The organism is Rhodoferax sp., from assembly GCF_028689305.1.
In the GTDB taxonomy this organism is placed as follows: Bacteria; Pseudomonadota; Gammaproteobacteria; order Burkholderiales; family Burkholderiaceae_C; genus Rhodoferax.
Window position 1 is genome coordinate 31,337 of sequence record NZ_JAQTWM010000009.1, and the last position, 18,416, is coordinate 49,752.

Genomic DNA, 18,416 nt, shown 5'->3' on the forward strand with positions numbered 1-18,416 from the left:
CGAGAGTATTGCGTGCTGTCGTTGAGCCACGGCCGGCTGACCCATGAAAAAGGCCGCTAATTGTCTGTCGTTAGCGGCCTTTGCCAGATGTTTTGGTCGGAATGAGAGGATTCGAACCTCCGACCCCTTCGTCCCGAACGAAGTGCGCTACCAGGCTGCGCTACATTCCGAAAATTGTTGCCTGCCAACAGCGTCAGGATTGACGCTCCAGCAGTTGAGCCGCTAATTGTAGCAAACACATTGTGTGGGGCCCATCAGGCAAATGTTTGGCGGCTTCAATGGCCCGTTGAGCCTCAGCGCTGGCAGCTTTGCGGGCAACGTCCAGGGCGCCAGTGACTTTGACAATCGCCACTACCTGATCAATCATGCCGACATCTCCGGTCTCGATGGCGGTTTTGATCAGCTCGCGTTGAGTGTCGCTGCCACGCTGCATGGCTGCAATCAGGGGAAGCGTGGTTTTGCCTTCGCGCAGGTCATCCCCCAGGTTTTTACCCATCACGGTGGCGTCGCCGGTGTAATCCAGCACATCGTCAATCACCTGGAAGGCGGTGCCCAAAGCCTGTCCGTAATCGGCGCAGGCTTTTTCGATGTCGGGGGACGCCCCCGACAAGATGGCACCTACCCGGGCGCTGGCCTCGAACAGTTTGGCGGTCTTGGAGCGGATCACCTGCAAATAACCCGCCTCATCCAGCGCGGCGTTGTGCATGTTCATCAGTTGCATGACTTCGCCTTCAGCGATGATGTTGGTGGCATCAGCCAGGACACTCATGATGGGCAGGCTTTGTGTGTCCACCATCATCTGGAAGGCGCGTGAGTACAGAAAGTCACCCACCAGCACGCTGGCCGGATTGCCGAAGGTTTCATTCGCGGTGGCATTGCCTCGCCGCATGGAGGACTCATCCACCACGTCGTCATGCAGCAAAGTGGCAGTGTGAATGAATTCCACCACCGCCGCCAGGTTGAAACGTTGTGCTCCCTTGAAGCCCAAAGCGCCACAAATCAACAATAACAGGGCCGGGCGCAACCGCTTGCCACCCGCAGAAATGATGTAACGCGACACCTGGCTGACCAGTGGTACATCGGAGTCCAGGCGCAGTGCAATAACTTGATCAACCTCACGCATGTCTGGCGCGATGATCGATAACGGAGACGGTGTGTTGGAGGTGGAAACTTGCAAGACAGTAGGCCCGGTAATGTGGTTGCAATTATAGAAAGCCCAGCGGATGGCAACGGTCCCGCCGGGCCGGCCTCGCGGTGTGTGCTCGCCAGATTTGCCTTGAATCCGAGTCTGTGACATAATTACGGGCTCTGCGAAAATTCGTTTGCAGAGAATTATTCAAGAGGTTCATATGTACGCGGTCATAAAAACCGGTGGCAAGCAATACAGAGTTGCTTCCGGCGAAAAAATTAAAGTAGAACAGATTGCTGCGGACGTTGGCCAAGAGATTGTGTTGGACCAGGTTCTGGCAGTCGGTAGCGGCGCAGAATTGAAGGTTGGCACGCCCTTGGTGTCCGGTGCAACGGTCAGTGTCACGGTGTTGGCACATGGTAAACACGACAAGGTCAGCATTTTCAAAATGCGCCGTCGCAAGCACTATCAAAAACGTCAAGGGCATCGCCAGCAATTCACAGAACTGCTGATCGGCGCGATTTCTGCATAAGGAGCAAGAGTCATGGCACATAAAAAAGGCGGCGGCTCGACGCGAAATGGGCGCGATTCCAAGCCCAAGATGCTCGGTGTGAAGTCCTACGGAGGCGAGTTGATCAGCGCTGGTTCGATCATTGTTCGTCAGCGTGGTACCCAATTCCACCCAGGCACCAATGTTGGTATCGGTAAGGATCACACCCTGTTTGCCTTGGTGGACGGGCATGTCTCGTTTGCCACCAAAGGTGCGTTGAACAAGCACACCGTGAGCGTCACTGCCGCGTAATTTGCTGGCGATCCCCCACAAGACCCTGCGCGCGGCGCGGGGTTTTTCGTTTATAAAGCCATCATTATGAAATTCGTTGACGAAGCCTACATTGACGTCTCTGCGGGAGACGGTGGCGCAGGCTGCGTCTCGTTCCGGCACGAAAAATACAAGGAATTTGGTGGTCCCAATGGTGGTGACGGTGGCCGTGGTGGCCATGTTTTTGCCGTGGCGGATCCCAACCTGAACACCCTGGTCGATTACCGTTTTTCGCGCCGCTACGATGCCCAGCGCGGTCAGCACGGCATGGGGTCGGACATGTTTGGTGCAGCCGGGGAAGACATTACCCTGAAGATGCCGGTGGGCACCATCATCTCCGATGCGGAAACGGGCGAAATTCTTTTTGAATTGCTCAAGCCTGGTGAGGTGATCACCATCGCCAAGGGTGGTGACGGCGGTTTTGGTAATTTGCGCTACAAGAGCGCCATCAATCGCGCACCCCGGCAAAAGACACCAGGCTGGCCGGGCGAGAAGCGCAATTTGAAGCTGGAACTCAAGGTGTTGGCCGACGTGGGCCTGCTGGGCATGCCCAATGCGGGCAAATCAACACTGATTTCGGCCATCTCCAACGCTCGTCCGCGTATTGCGGATTATCCATTTACCACTTTGCACCCCAATTTGGGAGTGGTTCGGGTCGGGCCTGAACAAAGTTTTGTGGTGGCCGATCTTCCCGGGCTGATTGAAGGTGCTGCGGAAGGGGCCGGACTGGGCCACCAGTTTTTGCGCCATTTGCAGCGCACCCGATTGTTGCTGCACGTTGTGGACATGGCCCCCTTTGACGACGCGGTCGACACCGTGGCCCAGGCCAAGGCCATTGTGAATGAGCTCAAGAAATACGACGCTGGCCTGTACAACAAACCACGTTGGCTGGTGCTCAACAAGCTGGACATGGTGCCGGTTGATCAGCGTGCTGCCTTGGTGAAAGACTTTGTCAAGCGGCTGAAGTTCAAGGGACCGGTGTTCGAAATTTCTGCGCTGACCCGCGAAGGTTGCGAGCCGATGATCAAGGCGATTTACCAGCACATCAGCGCCCAGCAGAAAATGGAGCAGACGCCTGAGGTGGTTGATCCGCGGTTTGCCACCTCTGTCGAGTCGAACGGATTGCTATAACTACCGGAGCGGCCTGCGCTGATGCCAAGCGGGCTAGGGCCTGAAAATGCTTAAAGAATTTGATGCCTCCATCCTACGTGATGCCCACCGGGTGGTGGTCAAGGTCGGCTCCAGCCTGGTGACCAACGACGGTCGCGGTCTTGATGACAGCGCGATCGGCGAGTGGTGTCGGCAAATGGCGGAGCTGGTGCGTCAGGGGCGTGAAGTCATCATGGTGTCCAGTGGCGCCATTGCCGAGGGCATGAAGCGCCTGGGCTGGGTGACCCGTCCGCATGAAGTCCATGAACTGCAGGCTGCTGCTGCTGTTGGGCAAATGGGCCTGGCGCATGTGTATGAAACCAAACTTCGTGAAAACGGCCTGGGCAGTGCCCAAGTGCTGCTCACCCATGCCGACCTGACGGATCGCGAGCGGTATCTCAATGCCCGCTCGACCTTGCTGACTTTGCTCAAATTGGGTGTGGTGCCGGTGATCAATGAAAACGACACCGTGGTCACTGACGAAATCAAGTTCGGCGACAACGACACTTTGGGTGCACTGGTGGCCAACCTGGTGGAGGCCGATGCCCTGGTCATCCTGACCGACCAGAAAGGCCTCTACACCGCCGACCCGCGCAAGGATCCGGACGCCAAATTTGTCCATGTTGCCCAGGCTGGCCTGGCAGCACTCGAAGCCATGGCTGGCGGGGCGGGGTCCAGCCTGGGTCGTGGTGGCATGATCACCAAAATCCTGGCCGCCAAGCGGGCGGCTGGCTCGGGAGCATCCACCGTGATTGCCTGGGGGCGCGAGCCCAACGCCTTGCTGCGCTTGTGCGAAGGTGAGGCGATTGGCACGCTGCTGGTGGCCCCCACGCAGAAAACCCAGGCGCGCAAGCAGTGGATTGCTGACCATCTGCAACTGCGCGGCTCGGTCATCGTGGATGCCGGGGCTGTGCACAGTCTGCGCAGTGGCGGCTCCAGCCTGTTACCGATTGGCATGATCGGGGTTGAGGGTGAGTTTTCACGTGGTGACGTGATTGCCATCCGCTCTGACGACGGTGTGGAGGTGGCCCGCGGCCTAGCCAACTATGCCAGCGCGGAAGCACGGTTGATCTGTCGCAAACCATCCAGCCAGTTCGACAAGCTGCTGGGTTATTCCGCTGAACCAGAGATGGTGCACCGCGATAACCTGGTGCTGAGCCGGTAAAGCTCGACAGGCTGCGTCAGTAGCCCTTGTTCAGCCAGGTGCAGGCCTGACTTCGACTACTTTTTCATGGCCCTGACGATGTCTGCCGGTGAACTGGGGGTGGCTGATCGACCATCACAACCGCCCTGGCGGGCAAAGGCGAGTGCATGTTTGGACGGGTGGTTGTCGTTCAAGCCACGCCACTGGGGCTCATTCAGCGGTTTCCAGACGCCGTCGCTGCCGGCACGCGCGTAGGTTTTGACCTGACCTGTGGCGCAGCGGATGCCCTCGTACATGGCGTTGATGGACCCGCCTGCATTGCGGGCCACGACCACGTAGCGTACGATGCCGTCGGGTGTGATGACCAGCGTGGCCGGGTCAATGCCAAACTGCAGGCTGACGTAGGGCGGCATGTCCAGTGGCAACAGCTTGTCGCGGCTGAACGCTGGTGGCGCGGGCGCCTCGGTTTCCTGCCAGTCCGGGTCTTCAGCGGCTAGCTGGGCATAGCCAGGGTTGGCCAGCAGCAACAGAGGCAGGCAGACGAGCAGGCCCGCGCGGTGCCAACGCCCCCGGCAGTTGAGTTCAGGCATGCTCATTTCCAGTTTGTTGATCCGGCTCCAGACTGGCACCCGGCGGTAATTCAAAGCAGGCATCCGGCATGTCGCCACAGGCGTTCTCGGCCGCCGACGGGCGAATGCCCTGGCGCAGGAAACGGTTGCGGTGGTCATTACGCGGCACATAACGTGCCAGCTCGGTCAGCGCCGTCACATAGACTTGGCGCTTGAACTCAACCACAGCATCCAGTGGCACCCAATAGTCGTTCCAGCGCCAGGCATCAAATTCCGGGTGATTGGTGGCACGCAGGTTCAAGTCCCAGTCATGCCCAATCAATTGGAGTAAAAACCAGATCTGTTTCTGGCCCTTGTAGAAACCACGTGAATCGCGGCGAATAAAACGGTCTGGCACCTCATAGCGCAACCAGTCACGAGTGCGGGCCACAATGCGAATGTGTTCGCGCTGCAGCCCAATTTCTTCGTGCAACTCCCGGATCATGGCCTGCTCCGGGGTTTCGCCCCGGTCAATGCCACCTTGCGGAAACTGCCAGGAGTGCGTACGGATACGCTTCCCCCAAAACACCTGATTTTTCTGGTTGAGCAGGACGATGCCGACGTTCGGCCTAAAGCCGTCGCGGTCAAGCATAATCAAACCCCAATTTTTAAATTGGTTCCATTATGCACAGCGTTGACGCTGCAGCAAGAGAAACAACCCTGTCTCCCTGTCTTATTGCCGGATTTCCAGTCATGAAAGCTTCCCAATTTTTTATTTCCACCCTCAAAGAAGCACCTGCCGATGCTGAAGTGGTCAGCCACAAGCTGATGATGCGCGCCGGCATGATTAAAAAGCTCGGCGCCGGGATCTACACGCTGATGCCCATGGGGCTGCGGGTGGTGCAGAAAGTCGAGGCTATCGTGCGCGAAGAGATGAACCGCGCTGGTGCCGTGGAACTCAGCATGCCCATCGTGCAGCCGGCTGAGCTGTGGCAGGAAACTGGCCGTTTTGACAAGATGGGGCCGGAATTGCTGCGCATTCGTGACCGCCACGCCAATGACTTTGTGATTCAGCCGACCAGTGAGGAAGTGGTCACTGACATCGCACGCCAGGAAATCCGCAGTTACAAGCAGTTGCCAAAAAACTTCTATCAGATCCAGACCAAGTTCCGTGACGAGCGCCGGCCACGCTTTGGCCTGATGCGCGGGCGCGAGTTCATCATGAAGGACGCTTACAGCTTTGACCGCGACCAGGCCAGTGCCAAAGCCAGCTACCAGGTCATGGCCCAGGCCTACCGGCGCATTTTTGACCGCTTTGGCCTGACTTACCGCGCCGTGGCGGCCGACAGTGGCGCCATCGGTGGTGATTTGAGCGAAGAATTCCAGGTGATTGCCGCTACCGGCGAAGACGCCATCGTCTACTGTCCGGGCAGTGACTACGCCGCCAACCTGGAAAAGGCCGAGGCGCTGGCACCGGTGGGCCCGCGGCCGGCGGCCTCCCAACCCATGGTCAAAACCGCCACGCCAGGCAAGAGCACCTGTGCCGATGTGGCCGAGCTGCTGGGGGTGCCACTGCAGGCCACGGTCAAGTCACTGGTGCTGGCCACCGACACCCTGAACGATGAAGGCGAGGTGATCAAAACCCAGATCTGGCTGCTGTTGCTGCGTGGTGACCACGACATGAATGAAGTCAAGGTTGGCAAGCTGCCAGGCCTGGGCGCCTTCCGTTTTGCCACGGTGCCCGAGATCCAGATGCACTTTGGCTGTCTGCCGGGTTACCTGGGGCCGATGGGTTTGCTCAAACCGGTCAAACTGGTGGTGGACCGGGAGGTGGCGGTGATGGCGGACTGGATTTGTGGTGCCAATGCGCTTGATTTTCACTTGACGGGCGTGAACTGGGGCCGTGACCTGCCCGAGCCAGACATGGTGGCTGACCTGCGCAATGTGGTGGCGGGGGATGCCTCACCCGACGGTCAAGGCGTGCTGGCGATCGAGCGCGGCATTGAAGTGGGCCATGTGTTTTATCTGGGCACCAAATACAGCCAGGCCATGAAAGCCACCTTTCTGGATCAGAACGGCAAACCCCAGTTCATGGAAATGGGCTGTTACGGCATTGGCATCACCCGTTTGCCGGCCGCAGCCGTGGAACAAAACCACGACGAACGCGGCATCATCTGGCCGGACGCGCTGGCACCCTTCACGGTGGTGGTATGCCCGATCAATGCCGACCGCTCACCCGAGGTGAAAGCCGCTTCTGACGCCTTGTATGCCGAGTTGCTGGCGGCGGGTGTGGACGTGATCCTGGACGACCGGGGGGAACGCCCGGGGGCGATGTTTGCCGACTGGGAATTGATTGGGGTGCCACACCGGGTGAATATTGGCGACCGTGCCCTGAAAGAAGGCAAGGTGGAATACCAGCACCGGCGTGATGCCACCGCCACGTCCGTGCCGTTGACGGACATCGCCAGCCTGCTGATCAGCCGCCTCAAGGTGTGAGTGGGGCGGTGCCATCCGCGGCGTCAGGCCAAGGACCACGCCGACGGCGGGTTCTTGCAAGGTTTTTTGGCCTTTTGCCCGCGTCCATTGGACTTGGATTGCTATCCTTTCAGGAGCAATGCTGGGCCGGTGCGCAGATTGAGGAACCCTTGGCCGACGCGGTGCGCACGGCACTGAGTTCGGCCATTGCCAATCACGCGCCGCCGGTGCCCGAGTTCGCTGACACCGAATCGCGTCTGGCCTATCTGCGCTGGCAGGTGGCCATGAGTGACCGGCTGAAGAAAAAAAAGCCCGACTTCAACACCCGCCAGGAGTTTCTGCAAACCGTCTGGTATGAGAGCAAACGCGCCGGACTGGACGTGTCGCTGGTGCTGGGTTTGATCCAGGTGGAGAGCAATTTCCGCAAATTTGTCGTCAGCCATGCCGGCGCGCGCGGCTACATGCAAGTGATGCCGTTCTGGACCCGGGTCATCGGTGACGGCGACGCCGGCAAACTGTTTCACATGCAAACCAACCTGCGTTTTGGCTGCGTCATCCTGCGCCATTACCTGGACCGGGAAAACGGCAACCTGTTTCTGGCGCTGGGCCGCTACAACGGTTCACGCGGCAAGGCCGCGTACCCGGATGCCGTGCTCGGCGCCCAGCGCGCCTGGCAGTTCTGAACCGGGCTCAGGCCGGGCTGCCCAGCAGGGCTTGCAGCTCGCCACTTTCGTACATCTCCATCATGATGTCCGAGCCGCCAATGAATTCCCCCTTGAGATAGAGCTGCGGGATGGTCGGCCAGTTGCTGTAGTCCTTGATGCCGGCGCGGATGTCGGCGTCTTCGAGCACGTTGACCGTGGTGATGGCCTTGGGGTCGACACCACAGGCCTTGAGAATCTGCACGGCACGACCGGAAAAGCCGCATTGCGGGAAACTGGCGGTGCCTTTCATGAACAGCAGGATGTCATTGTGTTTGACCAGATCGTCAATGCGTTGTTGGGTGTTGCTCATGTCAAAAAAATCCTCCAATGAATGGGCCTGATTATTTCATTTTTGGGGACGGCGCTTCGGGGTTGACCCTGATGGCAATGGTGTTACCACGCTGCGCCGGGAAACCGGTCTTTTAATAGTGTGGCGGCAGATCCTCGCGCAGGTCGCGCGGGGGCGCAGCGCCATCTTCGGGGCGCGGCTGGCGCAGGCGCAGCACTTCCCGCGTCAGGCGGTCGATCTGGTCCTGCTGGCGCACGATGATCTGCTCAAGTTTGTCGAGCAGGTCCTCGGTGAAACTGGCCTTGATTTCCAGATTGGTCAGACGCTCTTCGAGATGGGGGGGATGGGTCATGGTGGGGAGAGGGGGTGTTGGCCGCCGCTGCAGCGTTCAATGCCGGCCAGGTCGCAGCGTGACTGCACCTGGGTGAATCCTTGTTCGAGGAGCAGGCGGCGGACTGCGGCAGCCTGGTCGTAGCCATGCTCCAGCAGCAGCCAGCCGCCACCGCGCAGGTGCGCCGGTGCATGGCGGATGAGGTGGCGCAGGTCGTCGAGCCCGTCCAGACCGCTGGTTAGCGCCTGGGTCGGTTCATGGCGCAGTGCTGCCAGATGCGGGTCGTGTTCGGCGATGTAAGGCGGGTTGGAGACGATGCAGTCAAACCGCGGGGCATTGGCGGGCAGGGACGCGAACCATGCCCCATGGGCGAACTGCACCGGCAAGTGCAATCGCTCGGCGTTGGCCCGCGCCACCGCCAAGGCCGCCGTACTCCGGTCCGTGGCCCAGACGCTGAGTTCGGGGCGGGTGGCTTTGAGCGCCAGGGCAATGGCGCCGCTGCCGGTGCCCAGATCCAGCACACTGGCCGCGGCTGTCCTGGGCAACAGCGCCAGCGCCCAGTCCACCAGGGTTTCGGTATCGGGCCGGGGCACCAGCACATCAGGTCCGACCTGCAGCGCCAGCCCGTAAAACGCTTTGCTGCCGGTCAGGTAGGCCAGCGGCTCGCCGGCCCGGCGGCGTTGCGCCAGGGCCTGGAGTTGACGGTCTTGATCTGGCGGCAGGGGATCGGTGTCATGCGCCAGCAGCCAGCCGCGCTGGTGTGGCTGCACGCCCAGCACATGCAGCAGCAGCAGCTGGGCATCGAGCCGGTCCAGGCCGCTGAGCTGCAACTCATGCAGGGCCTGCCCTAGCGTTGACGGGGCGGTCGAAGAAGACATGAAATGCTATTAATAAAGGAGCTTAAGACGCTTGATTTATCCGGGCTGGAGGGCTATTTTTCTTCAAATTTTCTTCAACTGTTGAGTTCCAAGGCGGCCAGTTGCTGCGCCGCTTCATGAGCTTGCAGCGCACCGATCACGTCGTCCAGGTCACCTTCCATGATGGCCAGCAGCTTGTACAGCGTCAGGTTGATGCGGTGGTCGGTGAGCCGCCCCTGGGGAAAGTTGTAGGTGCGGATGCGGTCGCTGCGGTCGCCACTGCCAACCAGGCTTTTGCGTTCGGCCGATTCCTTGGCCGCCCGTTCGGCGCGGTCTTTTTCCTGGATGCGGGCCGTCAGCACCTTGAGCGCCTGGGCCTTGTTGCTGTGCTGGCTGCGGCCATCCTGGCATTCGGCGACGATGCCGGTGGGCAGGTGGGTGATGCGCACGGCCGAGTCGGTCTTGTTGATGTGCTGGCCACCGGCGCCACTGGCACGGTAGGTGTCAATGCGCAGGTCGGCCGGGTTGATCTGGATGGCCTGCGCCTCGTCCGGTTCGGCCATGACCGCGATGGTGCAGGCGCTGGTGTGGATGCGGCCCTGGGTCTCAGTCACCGGCACGCGCTGCACGCGGTGGCCGCCAGACTCGAATTTGAGTGCGCCATACACGTTGTCACCGTCGATGCGGATGACGATTTCCTTGTAACCACCGAGTTCGCTGGGTGATTCACTCATGATCTCATGCTTCCAGCCCTTGCGATCGCAGTAGCGCAGGTACATGCGCACCAGGTCGGCGGCAAACAGGGCGGACTCGTCGCCGCCAGTGCCGGCGCGGATTTCCAGAAACGCCGGACGGGCGTCATCGGGGTCCTTGGGCAACAGCATGCGCTGCAGCTCGGTCTCCAGTTGCTGCAGTTCGGCGCCGGCGCTGTCGATTTCTTCCTGCGCCATGGCACCCATGTCGGCATCGTCAGCTGCTGTTTTGAGCAGGTCCTGGGCGGCGGCAAGGTCGGCTTCGCGCTGCTGGTAACGCAGCCAGCGGCTGGCCACAGCGGCCACGTCGGTGTGCTCCCGTGACAGGGTCAGAAATTGCGTCATGTCGCTCATGATGTCCTGGCGCGACAGCAAAAATTCGAGTTCGCCAAGGCGGTCAGCGTAGCGGGCGAGTTGTTGGCGGAGAAAGGGTTTCATTGGAAATCGCTCAGACAATCAGCAAAAAGGGACGCAAGGGGCCAGGAGACACCTGGGTGGTCCGCCCCCCATTGGCAAGGGACTGACCCAGCTGGCGGGATGGCTGTGACCATCTGCCAGGGAGCGGCAGACAGCCCAGCTAACGCTCTTTGCGCAGGAAAAAGTGCTGGGCCGCGACGCTGGCGCGTTCACGCGTGGTCATGTCGCCGCCGCGCAGTTCCGCCATGGCGCCGTGCAGCATTTTTTGCGTCAGCCCGCGCGACAGCGCCTCCAGCACCGCGTCCACGTCTTCCCCCTTGGCCAGCAATTTGCGGGCGCGGGCGATTTCGATGGCCCGCCATTCGTCGGCTTGGGCATTGATCTGCTGGATCAGCGGCACGGTGCTGCGTTGCTCCAGCCAGTGCAGAAAGCTCTGCACACCGGCGTCCACAATCGCTTCGGCCTGCGCGACTGCCGCTTGCCGGTTGGCCTGCGCGGTCTGCACCACGCCGGCCAAGTCGTCAACGGTGTAGAGGTAGATGTCCTCCAGGGCCTTGACCTCGACTTCGATGTCACGCGGCACCGCCAGGTCGACCATGAACATTGGCCGCCGCCGCCGCTTCTTCAGGGCGCGCTCCACCGAACCCAGTCCGATGATGGGCAGGGTGCTGGCGGTGCAACTCACCACGGCATCAAATTCATGCAGGCGTTCAGGCACGTCGGCCAGGCGCATCACTTCGGCGCCAAACTTGGCGGCCAGTTCCTCGCCACGCGACAGGGTCCGGTTGGCAATGGCGATGCTTTTGGGGTTCTTGGCGGCAAAGTGGGTGGCGCACAGGTCAATCATCTCGCCAGCACCGACAAACAAAATCCTGACCTCGCCCAGGTCTTCAAACAACTGCCCGGCCAGCCGCACCGCGGCGGCGGCCATGCTGATGGAGTGGGCGCCGATTTCGGTCGAGGTGCGCACCTCCTTGGCCACGGCAAACGAGCGCTGGAACAACTGACTCAGTGTGGTGCCCAGGGCGCCGGCGGCCTCGGCCGCACGCACCGCGTCCTTGATCTGGCCCAGGATCTGTGGTTCACCCAGCACCATCGAATCCAGCCCGCTGGCCACCCGGAAGGCGTGGCGTGCCGCCAAGCCGTCTTCCAGGGCATAGGTGTGGGCGCGTAACAATTCGGGAGAGACGCCACCGCTGTGCGCCAGCCAGTCCAGTGTGGGCTGCAATTCAGTCTGCTCCCCGGCACAGTAGATTTCGGTGCGGTTGCAGGTGGAGATCAGCGCGGCCTCGGGTTGCCGCGTCAGGGCGCCGCGCAGGGCCCGTAACGTGGGTTCAACCTGGTCGATGGCGAAGGCAAACCGACCGCGCAGATCGAGCGGTGCGGTCGTGTGATTGATACCTAATGCCCAGACTGCCATGATGGAATTATAAAATCAGCGCCATGCGCTTTGACCTGCATCACTTTTTTAAGTCTAGGGCCTGTCACTGATGGGTGTTCTGGCGCTGATCAACCATGCCATCAACTTTTTGGCGCCAGCCCTATGGCTGGCCTTGCTGCTGCCCCTGACGGCCCGGTTTTTTGTAAAAAAATGGCCTCCAGCCCGCAAGTTATCTGCCTATGCAGCTATACATTTTGTAGTTGGCGGCGTCGTGCTCGGCCTCGGCTTGGTGCTGTTTGGGCGCGACGGGAAAATGCTGACCTATCTGGCGCTGGTGGTCATGGGGGCCACCAGCCAGTGGCTCATGTCACGCCGGTGAGAACAGGTCAACCCGGTCGGTGATGATGCCATCGGTGCCCAGGTCCATCAGCCGCTGGGCCGTCGCTTCATCATTGACGGTGTAGCTGAGGGTGCGCAAGCCGGCGTTCCTGGCCTGGGCGACACTGGCGGTATCCCACAACGCATGGTCACAGATCACTGCCACACAACCCAGGCGCAGGGCGGTTTCCAGCCAGCCGGTCCAGAGTTCTTCGAGCAGCAAGCCGCGCGGCAGATCGGGCTGGTCCTGCAGCGCCCCCTCAAGCGCCGGCACGTCGAACGAACTCAGCAGCGGCGGCACTGCGGCGCCATGCCAGAGCCGTGCCGCGTGGCGCGCCACCACCTGGCCGGTGTGGTATTCGGTGCCCGGGGTGGGTTTGATCTCGATGTTCAGGTGATAGCGGTTACGCACGCAATACCGGGCCACGGCTTCAAACGTGGGCAGGGGTTCACCGGCAAATGCCCGGGAGTGCCAACTGCCGGCGTCCAGCAGGGCCAGCGTGCCCCAGGGGTGTTCACCGGCCACTGAACTGAGACCGCTGCCAAGTGCGTCACCGGCGTTGGTGGTGCGTTCCAAGGTGGCGTCGTGCAACAGGAACGGCACGCCGTCCGCACTGAGCTTGACGTCGCACTCGAACATGCGGTAGCCGTGGGCGGCACCGCAGCGAAAAGCGGCCAGGGTGTTTTCCGGGGCCAGTTTGCCGGCACCGCGGTGGGCAATCCAGCGGGGGTAGGGCCAAGGGAATGGGGTTGATTTCATACAGTGTTGTCTTTGCGCTTGCCGGTCGCGGCGTCAAAGTGGTGGATTTTGTCAGGTCGGGGTGTGACACAGATGGTGCTGCCCAGTTCCGCTGCGGTGTGGGACTCCTCCGTGCGGATGATGACCAGTTCGTCGGCACTGCCGTGTTGCCAGCGGCCATAGGTCAGCCGTTCGGCACCCAGCATTTCAACGGCTTCCACCTGCAAGGCCCAGCCGCTGGGGCTGATGTCCAGATGCTCGGGGCGCACACCCACGATGGTGGCGGGCGGCGCACCGGGGGCGTCTTTGAGCAGGTTCATCGGCGGCGAGCCCATGAAACCGGCGACAAAAGTGGTGGCCGGTCGGTTGTAGACCTCTTCAGGCGTGCCAAACTGTTCCATCACGCCGCCATTCATCACCATCATGCGCTGGGCCAGGGTCATGGCCTCGACCTGGTCATGGGTGACAAACAGGCTGGTGATGCCCAGTTCGCGGTGCAGTTTCTGGATTTCCAGCCGGGTCTGGGCGCGCAGCTTGGCATCCAGGTTGGAGAGCGGCTCGTCAAACAGGAACACCTGCGGCTGGCGCACGATGGCGCGGCCCATGGCCACCCGCTGGCGCTGACCACCGGAGAGTTCTCGTGGTTTGCGTTGCAGGAATGGGCCGATTTCGAGAATTTTGGCGGCCTTGTCGACCCGGGCCTTGATTTCCTCCAGCGGCACTTTGGCGATCTTCAGGCCATAAGCCATGTTGTCGAACACACTCATGTGCGGGTAGAGCGCATAGTTCTGGAACACCATGGCGATGTCGCGCTCGGAAGGCTCCAGATCATTGACCACGCGCGGGCCGATCGAAATCTGCCCGTCGCTGATTTCTTCCAGCCCGGCGACCATGCGCAACAGGGTGGATTTGCCACAACCCGAGGGGCCGACAATGACGATGAATTCGCCATCAGCAATCTCGGCATTGACTCCGTGGATGACCTGATTGGCGGCCTTGCCGGAACCGTAGCGTTTGATGACGTTTTGAAGAGTGATGGAAGCCATGAGGATCAGTAACGCCGTTCAGCGAGTGCGGGGTAATGGGGTGTTGGGAGGGTGCTTGACAAGGATGGCGGTTATTTCTCGGTATCCACCAAGCCTTTGACAAACCATTTCTGCATCAGCATCACCACCAGCGCTGGCGGCAGCATGGCCAGCACGGCGGTGGCCATGACGATGTTCCATTGCATCTCGGAGTCACCGCCGGAGATCATGCGTTTGATGCCGATCACCACCGGGTACATGTCCTCGTTGGTGGTGACCAGCAGCGGCCACAGGTACTGGTTCCAGCCGTAGATGAACTGGATGACAAACAGCGCGGCAATCGAGGTTTTGGACAGCGGCACCAGCACGTCCTTGAAAAAACGCATCGGTCCGGCGCCGTCCATGCGCGCCGCTTCCACCAGTTCCTCGGGCACGGTCAGGAAAAACTGCCTGAACAAGAAGGTGGCAGTGGCCGAGGCGATCAGCGGAATCGTCAGGCCCGCATAACTGTTGAGCATGCCCAGATCGGACACCACTTTGTAGGTCGGGCCAATGCGCACTTCCACTGGCAGCATCAGGGTGATGAAGATGGCCCAGAAAAAGAACATGCGAAACGGAAAACGGAAATAAACGATGGCGAAGGCCGACAACAATGAGATCGCGATCTTGCCGAGCGAGATCACCAGTGCCGTGATCAGGCTCACGATCATCATCTGTCCAACCGGTGCCTTGGAACCCGAACCACCACCCGTGCCATTCCAGGCGGCGGCGTAGTTCTCCAGCAAATGCCCGCCGGGCAGCAGCGGCATCGGGGTTTGCACAATGGCTTGCGCGGTCTGGGTCGAGGCGACAAAGGTCAGGTAGAGCGGAAAGGCCACCACCAGCACGCCCAGAATCAGGATAACGTGGGCCAGAATGCCCAGCGTGGCGCGGCGTTCAACCATGGGGAAGGGCTTTCATCAGTAGGTCACCTTTTTTTCGACAAAGCGGAACTGCACCACAGTGAGCGCCACCACAATCACCATCAGCACCACCGACTGCGCTGCGGAGCCGCCCAAGTCCATCGCTTTGAAACCGTCAAAATACACCTTGTAGACCAGAATCGCGGTGTCCTTGCCGGGGCCGCCCTGGGTGGCTGCATCAATGATGGCAAAGGTGTCAAAAAAGGCGTAGACGACGTTGATCACCAGCAGGAAAAACGTGGTGGGTGACAACAGCGGGAAGATGATGCTCCAGAAACGCCGCCACGGCCGGGCGCCATCAATGGCCGCAGCCTCAATCAAGGATTTCGGAATGCTCTGCAGCCCGGCCAAAAAGAACAAAAAGTTGTAGGAGATCTGTTTCCAGACCGCCGCCATCACCACCAGGGCCATGGCGTGGTTGCTGTTGAGCAGGTGGTTCCAGTCGACGCCGACGGCGCGCAGCCAGTAGGACACCACGCCCACGCTGGGCGCAAACATGAACAGCCACAACACGCCAGCCACGGCAGGCGCCACCGCATAAGGCCAGATCAGCAGGGTTTTGTAGGCCAGCGCTCCTTTGACCACGCGGTCGGCAAATACCGCCAGCAGCAGCGACAGGCTGATGCCGACGATGGCCACCAGGGTAGAAAAAATGGCGGTGGTATAGAACGAGGCCAGATAGGTTTCGTCCTTCCACAGGTTGCGGAAGTTGTCCAGTCCGACCCAGTCCACCGAGGTGCCGAAGGCGTCTGACTGCTGCACCGACTGCAGCAGGGCCTGGCCCGCCGGCCAGAAGAAAAATACCGCAATGATGACCACCTGGGGTGCCATCAGCACCCAAGGCAGCCATCGGGAGCGGAAAAAAACGCGTTTTTCCACAGGCCGTGCTTAACTCTTCTTGTTGGCTTTTTCGAAACGGTCCAGCAGTTCGTTGCCGCGTTTCACGATCGAGTCCAGCGCGTCTTTGGGCGATTTTTTGCCACCCCAAACCTGTTCGAGTTCTTCGTCCTCGATGGTGCGGATCTGGACATAGTTGCCCAGTCGGATGCCGCGTGACTTGTCGGTCACCTTGCGGATCATCTGGTTCACAGCCACATCGGTGCCCGGGTTCTCCTTGTAGAAGCCGGATTTTTCGGTCAACTGGAAGGCCGCCGTGGTGATGGGCAGGTAGCCGGTGCGCTTGTGGCTGGCTGACTGCACTTCGGGACTGGAGAGGTAGGTGAAGAACTCGGCCACACCTTTGTACTCATCCGCCTTCTTGCCGGCCATGACCCACAGGCTGGCACCACCAATCACGGTGTTTTGCGGCGCACCGGGGACGTCCGGGTAGTAGGGCAGGGGAGCCAGGCCATAGGCAAACTTGGCGTTTTTCTTCACATTGCCATAAAAACCGCTGGAGGTGGTGATCATGGCGCATTCACCCGAGACAAAGGTGGCTTCCGGCACATTGGCCCGGCCCTTGTAGACAAACAAGCCCTGCTTGGCCATGTTGGAGAGGTTGTCAATGTGGCGCACATGCAAGTCCGAGTTGACCTTCATGCGGGCGTCCATGCCCGCCAGACCATTGGCCTTGCTGGCAAATTCCACGTTGTGCCAGGCCGAGAAGCTCTCCATCTGGGTCCAGCCCTGCCAGGCGATGGTCAATGGGCATTTGTGGCCATTGGCCTTGAGTTTGGCGGCAGCCAGCGCCACTTCGGGCCAGCTGCTGGGTGCTTTGCTGGCGTCCAGCCCGGCTGCCTTGAAGGCATCCTTGTTGTAATAAAACACGGTCGTGGAGCTGTTGAAGGGCATGCTCAGCATCTCTCCGCTGGGTGCCGTGTAATAACCGGCCACAGCTGAGATATAGGCCTTGGGGTCAAACTTCTGGCCGGCATCTTTCATGACCTTGCCCACCGGCACAATGGCGTTCTTGCTGGCCATCATGGTGGCGGTGCCGACTTCAAACACTTGCAGGATGTGGGGGGCGTTGCCAGCGCGGAAAGCGGCCACAGCCGAGGTCATGGATTCGTCGTAGGTGCCTTTGTAGGTTGGCACAATCTTGTAATTGCTCTGGCTGGCATTGAAGTTTTTGGCCAGGTCGTTGACCCATTCACCGTTGACAGCGGTCATGGAATGCCACCATTGGATTTCCGTCACAGCGTGAGCGGACAAGGCCAGGGAGGCGGCCATTGCTGCGGCTGCAAGTTTCAATTTCATGCGAACTCCTCAAAGGTTAAAAGGTAGAGCGTAAGTCGAAATCGTGAAGGATTCGTGACATCATCATGTCTATCTGCTCAAGCTTTGATTAAACGCAGAAACCCGGCTTGACCGCATCAGGGTTTACATGAGGGTGGTGTTGGCGCTCTCCATCAGAGCAGTAGGGTAATGCTGCGCTGCGGTAACATCGCCCACCCAGCCGGGACGCGCCTTTGACAGGGCGTCAAAGCGCCGTTTGGCTGCCATCACTCCACCCATGAACGCTCCCATCCAGCTTAAGTCTTTGTTGCCCGCAGGTGCTCCAGCGCCCCACGGGCCGGAACGCATTCGCGAAATTCCGTACAACTACACCTCGTTTTCCGACCGCGAAATCGTCATCCGCCTGCTGGGTGAGTCGGCCTGGGGCTGGCTGAACCAGTTGCGCGAAGAGCGCCGCACTGGCCGCTCGGCACGGATGTTATATGAGGTGCTGGGCGACATCTGGGTGGTGCAGCGCAACCCCTATTTGCAGGATGACCTGTTGGACAACCCCAAACGTCGGGTGTTGCTGGTGCAGGCCCTGCAGCACCGGCTAGGCGAGGTGGAAAAGCGCCGCACGCCACAGACTGACCCCGAGCGCGACATCCTGGTGGGGCGGCTGCTGGATGCAGCCCATCAGGCGGTGCAGGCGTTTGACGCCGCGTTTGTCGAAACCGCCATGCTGCGGCGCAAGGCGCAGCGCACGTTTGCCAAGCTCACCGCCAAGGACAACATCAAGTTTGATGGCCTGAGCCGGGTCAGCCATGTGACCGATGCGACCGACTGGCGCGTCGAGTACCCGTTTGTGGTGCTGACGCCCGACACTGAGGCCGAGATGGCGCATCTGGTCAAGGGCTGTATCGAGCTGGGCCTGACCATCATCCCGCGTGGCGGCGGCACCGGCTACACCGGCGGTGCGATTCCGCTGACCTGGAAGAGTGTGGTGATCAACACCGAAAAACTGGAGGCCATGAGCGAGGTCGAAATGCTCAAGCTGCCGGGCCTGGATCATGAAGTGGGCACGGTCTGGTCAGAAGCCGGGGTGGTCACCAACCGCGTGGCGCATGCCGCCGAGCGTGCCGGTTTTGTGTTTGCCGTGGAC

21 protein-coding genes and 1 tRNA gene are annotated in these 18,416 nt (G+C 60.5%); 8 read left to right on the forward strand and 14 right to left on the reverse strand.

What is annotated here, in order from left to right; all coding sequences use genetic code 11:
* Window positions 1-93: 93 nt before the first annotated feature.
* Together PHW99_RS03470 and PHW99_RS03475 are read right to left on the reverse strand one after the other, a co-directional pair.
* Window positions 94-170 (reverse strand) — tRNA-Pro (locus PHW99_RS03470).
* A gap of 23 nt (window positions 171-193) precedes the next feature.
* Window positions 194-1,123 (reverse strand): polyprenyl synthetase family protein, encoded by a 930-nt coding sequence (locus PHW99_RS03475; RefSeq protein WP_300173893.1) that lies wholly within the window; start codon window positions 1,121-1,123, stop codon window positions 194-196.
* A 226-nt stretch (window positions 1,124-1,349) separates the two neighbouring features.
* Between PHW99_RS03475 and rplU the strand changes: the two genes are divergently transcribed.
* The 4 genes from rplU (at window position 1,350) to proB (ending at window position 4,263) form a co-directional block, all read left to right on the forward strand.
* The gene (gene rplU, locus PHW99_RS03480) at window positions 1,350-1,661 is read left to right on the forward strand and encodes a 50S ribosomal protein L21 (protein WP_300173834.1); all 312 of its coding nucleotides are present in this window, start codon (window positions 1,350-1,352) and stop codon (window positions 1,659-1,661) included.
* 12 nt (window positions 1,662-1,673) lie between these two features.
* Entirely contained in the window at window positions 1,674-1,931 is a 258-nt protein-coding gene (gene rpmA / locus PHW99_RS03485) for a 50S ribosomal protein L27 (protein ID WP_300173836.1), read from the forward strand.
* A 66-nt stretch (window positions 1,932-1,997) separates the two neighbouring features.
* Complete coding sequence (gene cgtA, locus PHW99_RS03490) at window positions 1,998-3,080, forward strand: Obg family GTPase CgtA (RefSeq protein WP_300173838.1); 1,083 nt, start codon at window positions 1,998-2,000, stop codon at window positions 3,078-3,080.
* Between the two features lie 46 nt (window positions 3,081-3,126).
* A complete protein-coding gene (gene proB, locus PHW99_RS03495; protein WP_300173840.1) occupies window positions 3,127-4,263 on the forward strand; it encodes a glutamate 5-kinase in 1,137 nt (378 codons plus the stop codon).
* Between the two features lie 56 nt (window positions 4,264-4,319).
* Here proB and PHW99_RS03500 read toward each other — a convergent pair whose 3' ends face one another.
* Window positions 4,320-4,832, reverse strand: a complete 513-nt coding sequence (locus tag PHW99_RS03500; protein ID WP_300173842.1) for a CNP1-like family protein — start codon at window positions 4,830-4,832, stop codon at window positions 4,320-4,322.
* Window positions 4,825-5,442: an RNA pyrophosphohydrolase gene (locus tag PHW99_RS03505; protein WP_300173895.1), complete on the reverse strand. Its 618-nt coding sequence runs from the start codon at window positions 5,440-5,442 to the stop codon at window positions 4,825-4,827. The genes PHW99_RS03500 and PHW99_RS03505 overlap by 8 nt, the downstream gene beginning before the upstream one ends.
* A 101-nt stretch (window positions 5,443-5,543) precedes the next feature.
* Between PHW99_RS03505 and PHW99_RS03510 the strand changes: the two genes are divergently transcribed.
* Entirely contained in the window at window positions 5,544-7,286 is a 1,743-nt protein-coding gene (locus tag PHW99_RS03510; RefSeq protein WP_300173844.1) for a proline--tRNA ligase, read from the forward strand.
* Window positions 7,287-7,384: 98 nt separating this feature from the next.
* Window positions 7,385-7,948 carry a lytic transglycosylase domain-containing protein gene (locus PHW99_RS03515; protein ID WP_300173845.1) on the forward strand — a complete coding sequence of 188 codons (564 nt, stop codon included), beginning with the start codon at window positions 7,385-7,387 and terminating at the stop codon, window positions 7,946-7,948.
* Window positions 7,949-7,955: 7 nt separating this feature from the next.
* Here PHW99_RS03515 and grxD read toward each other — a convergent pair whose 3' ends face one another.
* From grxD to hemA, 5 genes are all read right to left on the reverse strand, one after another.
* Window positions 7,956-8,279, reverse strand: coding sequence for a Grx4 family monothiol glutaredoxin (gene grxD / locus PHW99_RS03520; RefSeq protein ID WP_300173846.1), 324 nt, complete (start codon window positions 8,277-8,279; stop codon window positions 7,956-7,958).
* Between the two features lie 112 nt (window positions 8,280-8,391).
* Window positions 8,392-8,610, reverse strand: a complete 219-nt coding sequence (locus PHW99_RS03525; protein WP_300173847.1) for a SlyX family protein — start codon at window positions 8,608-8,610, stop codon at window positions 8,392-8,394.
* Window positions 8,607-9,467, reverse strand: a complete 861-nt coding sequence (prmC, locus tag PHW99_RS03530; protein ID WP_300173849.1) for a peptide chain release factor N(5)-glutamine methyltransferase — start codon at window positions 9,465-9,467, stop codon at window positions 8,607-8,609. Before prmC ends, PHW99_RS03525 begins: the two co-directional genes overlap by 4 nt.
* A 74-nt stretch (window positions 9,468-9,541) precedes the next feature.
* Window positions 9,542-10,636 (reverse strand): peptide chain release factor 1, encoded by a 1,095-nt coding sequence (gene prfA / locus PHW99_RS03535; protein ID WP_300173851.1) that lies wholly within the window; start codon window positions 10,634-10,636, stop codon window positions 9,542-9,544.
* Between the two features lie 139 nt (window positions 10,637-10,775).
* Window positions 10,776-12,035: a glutamyl-tRNA reductase gene (gene hemA / locus PHW99_RS03540; protein ID WP_300173853.1), complete on the reverse strand. Its 1,260-nt coding sequence runs from the start codon at window positions 12,033-12,035 to the stop codon at window positions 10,776-10,778.
* Window positions 12,036-12,168: 133 nt separating this feature from the next.
* Here hemA and PHW99_RS03545 point away from each other — a divergent pair, with 133 nt between their 5' ends.
* Window positions 12,169-12,375: a hypothetical protein gene (locus PHW99_RS03545; RefSeq protein WP_366912966.1), complete on the forward strand. Its 207-nt coding sequence runs from the start codon at window positions 12,169-12,171 to the stop codon at window positions 12,373-12,375.
* Here the strand turns inward: PHW99_RS03545 and ugpQ are convergent.
* The 5 genes from ugpQ to ugpB all read right to left on the reverse strand — a co-directional run bounded on the left by ugpQ (window position 12,364) and on the right by ugpB (window position 17,296).
* The gene (gene ugpQ / locus PHW99_RS03550) at window positions 12,364-13,134 is read right to left on the reverse strand and encodes a glycerophosphodiester phosphodiesterase (protein WP_300173857.1); all 771 of its coding nucleotides are present in this window, start codon (window positions 13,132-13,134) and stop codon (window positions 12,364-12,366) included. The genes PHW99_RS03545 and ugpQ overlap by 12 nt on opposite strands.
* On the reverse strand, window positions 13,131-14,159 hold the full coding sequence (locus PHW99_RS03555; protein ID WP_300173859.1) for a sn-glycerol-3-phosphate import ATP-binding protein UgpC: 1,029 nt from the start codon (window positions 14,157-14,159) through the stop codon (window positions 13,131-13,133). Before PHW99_RS03555 ends, ugpQ begins: the two co-directional genes overlap by 4 nt.
* Window positions 14,160-14,230: 71 nt before the next feature.
* Window positions 14,231-15,082, reverse strand: a complete 852-nt coding sequence (gene ugpE, locus PHW99_RS03560) for a sn-glycerol-3-phosphate ABC transporter permease UgpE (protein ID WP_300173861.1) — start codon at window positions 15,080-15,082, stop codon at window positions 14,231-14,233.
* 15 nt (window positions 15,083-15,097) lie between these two features.
* Window positions 15,098-15,979 (reverse strand): sn-glycerol-3-phosphate ABC transporter permease UgpA, encoded by an 882-nt coding sequence (ugpA, locus tag PHW99_RS03565; protein WP_300173863.1) that lies wholly within the window; start codon window positions 15,977-15,979, stop codon window positions 15,098-15,100.
* Window positions 15,980-15,988: 9 nt separating this feature from the next.
* The gene (gene ugpB, locus PHW99_RS03570) at window positions 15,989-17,296 is read right to left on the reverse strand and encodes a sn-glycerol-3-phosphate ABC transporter substrate-binding protein UgpB (protein WP_300173865.1); all 1,308 of its coding nucleotides are present in this window, start codon (window positions 17,294-17,296) and stop codon (window positions 15,989-15,991) included.
* A gap of 256 nt (window positions 17,297-17,552) precedes the next feature.
* Here ugpB and PHW99_RS03575 point away from each other — a divergent pair.
* A partial coding sequence (locus tag PHW99_RS03575; RefSeq protein WP_300173867.1) for a DUF3683 domain-containing protein occupies window positions 17,553-18,416 on the forward strand: 864 nt, incomplete at its 3' end.

Bases quoted from the DNA above. Each gene is read 5' to 3' on its own strand.
- proB (WP_300173840.1), top strand. From the start codon at position 3,127: ATGCTTAAAGAATTTGATGCCTCCATCCTACGTGATGCCCACCGGGTG.
- grxD (WP_300173846.1), bottom strand. From the start codon at position 8,279: ATGAGCAACACCCAACAACGCATTGACGATCTGGTCAAACACAATGAC.
- PHW99_RS03555 (WP_300173859.1), bottom strand. From the start codon at position 14,159: ATGGCTTCCATCACTCTTCAAAACGTCATCAAACGCTACGGTTCCGGC.
- PHW99_RS03475 (WP_300173893.1), bottom strand. From the start codon at position 1,123: ATGCGTGAGGTTGATCAAGTTATTGCACTGCGCCTGGACTCCGATGTA.
- hemA (WP_300173853.1), bottom strand. From the start codon at position 12,035: ATGGCAGTCTGGGCATTAGGTATCAATCACACGACCGCACCGCTCGAT.
- prmC (WP_300173849.1), bottom strand. From the start codon at position 9,467: ATGTCTTCTTCGACCGCCCCGTCAACGCTAGGGCAGGCCCTGCATGAG.
- PHW99_RS03505 (WP_300173895.1), bottom strand. From the start codon at position 5,442: ATGCTTGACCGCGACGGCTTTAGGCCGAACGTCGGCATCGTCCTGCTC.
- rplU (WP_300173834.1), top strand. From the start codon at position 1,350: ATGTACGCGGTCATAAAAACCGGTGGCAAGCAATACAGAGTTGCTTCC.
- PHW99_RS03525 (WP_300173847.1), bottom strand. From the start codon at position 8,610: ATGACCCATCCCCCCCATCTCGAAGAGCGTCTGACCAATCTGGAAATC.
- rpmA (WP_300173836.1), top strand. From the start codon at position 1,674: ATGGCACATAAAAAAGGCGGCGGCTCGACGCGAAATGGGCGCGATTCC.
- cgtA (WP_300173838.1), top strand. From the start codon at position 1,998: ATGAAATTCGTTGACGAAGCCTACATTGACGTCTCTGCGGGAGACGGT.
- ugpE (WP_300173861.1), bottom strand. From the start codon at position 15,082: ATGGTTGAACGCCGCGCCACGCTGGGCATTCTGGCCCACGTTATCCTG.
- prfA (WP_300173851.1), bottom strand. From the start codon at position 10,636: ATGAAACCCTTTCTCCGCCAACAACTCGCCCGCTACGCTGACCGCCTT.
- PHW99_RS03500 (WP_300173842.1), bottom strand. From the start codon at position 4,832: ATGCCTGAACTCAACTGCCGGGGGCGTTGGCACCGCGCGGGCCTGCTC.
- ugpB (WP_300173865.1), bottom strand. From the start codon at position 17,296: ATGAAATTGAAACTTGCAGCCGCAGCAATGGCCGCCTCCCTGGCCTTG.
- ugpQ (WP_300173857.1), bottom strand. From the start codon at position 13,134: ATGAAATCAACCCCATTCCCTTGGCCCTACCCCCGCTGGATTGCCCAC.
- PHW99_RS03510 (WP_300173844.1), top strand. From the start codon at position 5,544: ATGAAAGCTTCCCAATTTTTTATTTCCACCCTCAAAGAAGCACCTGCC.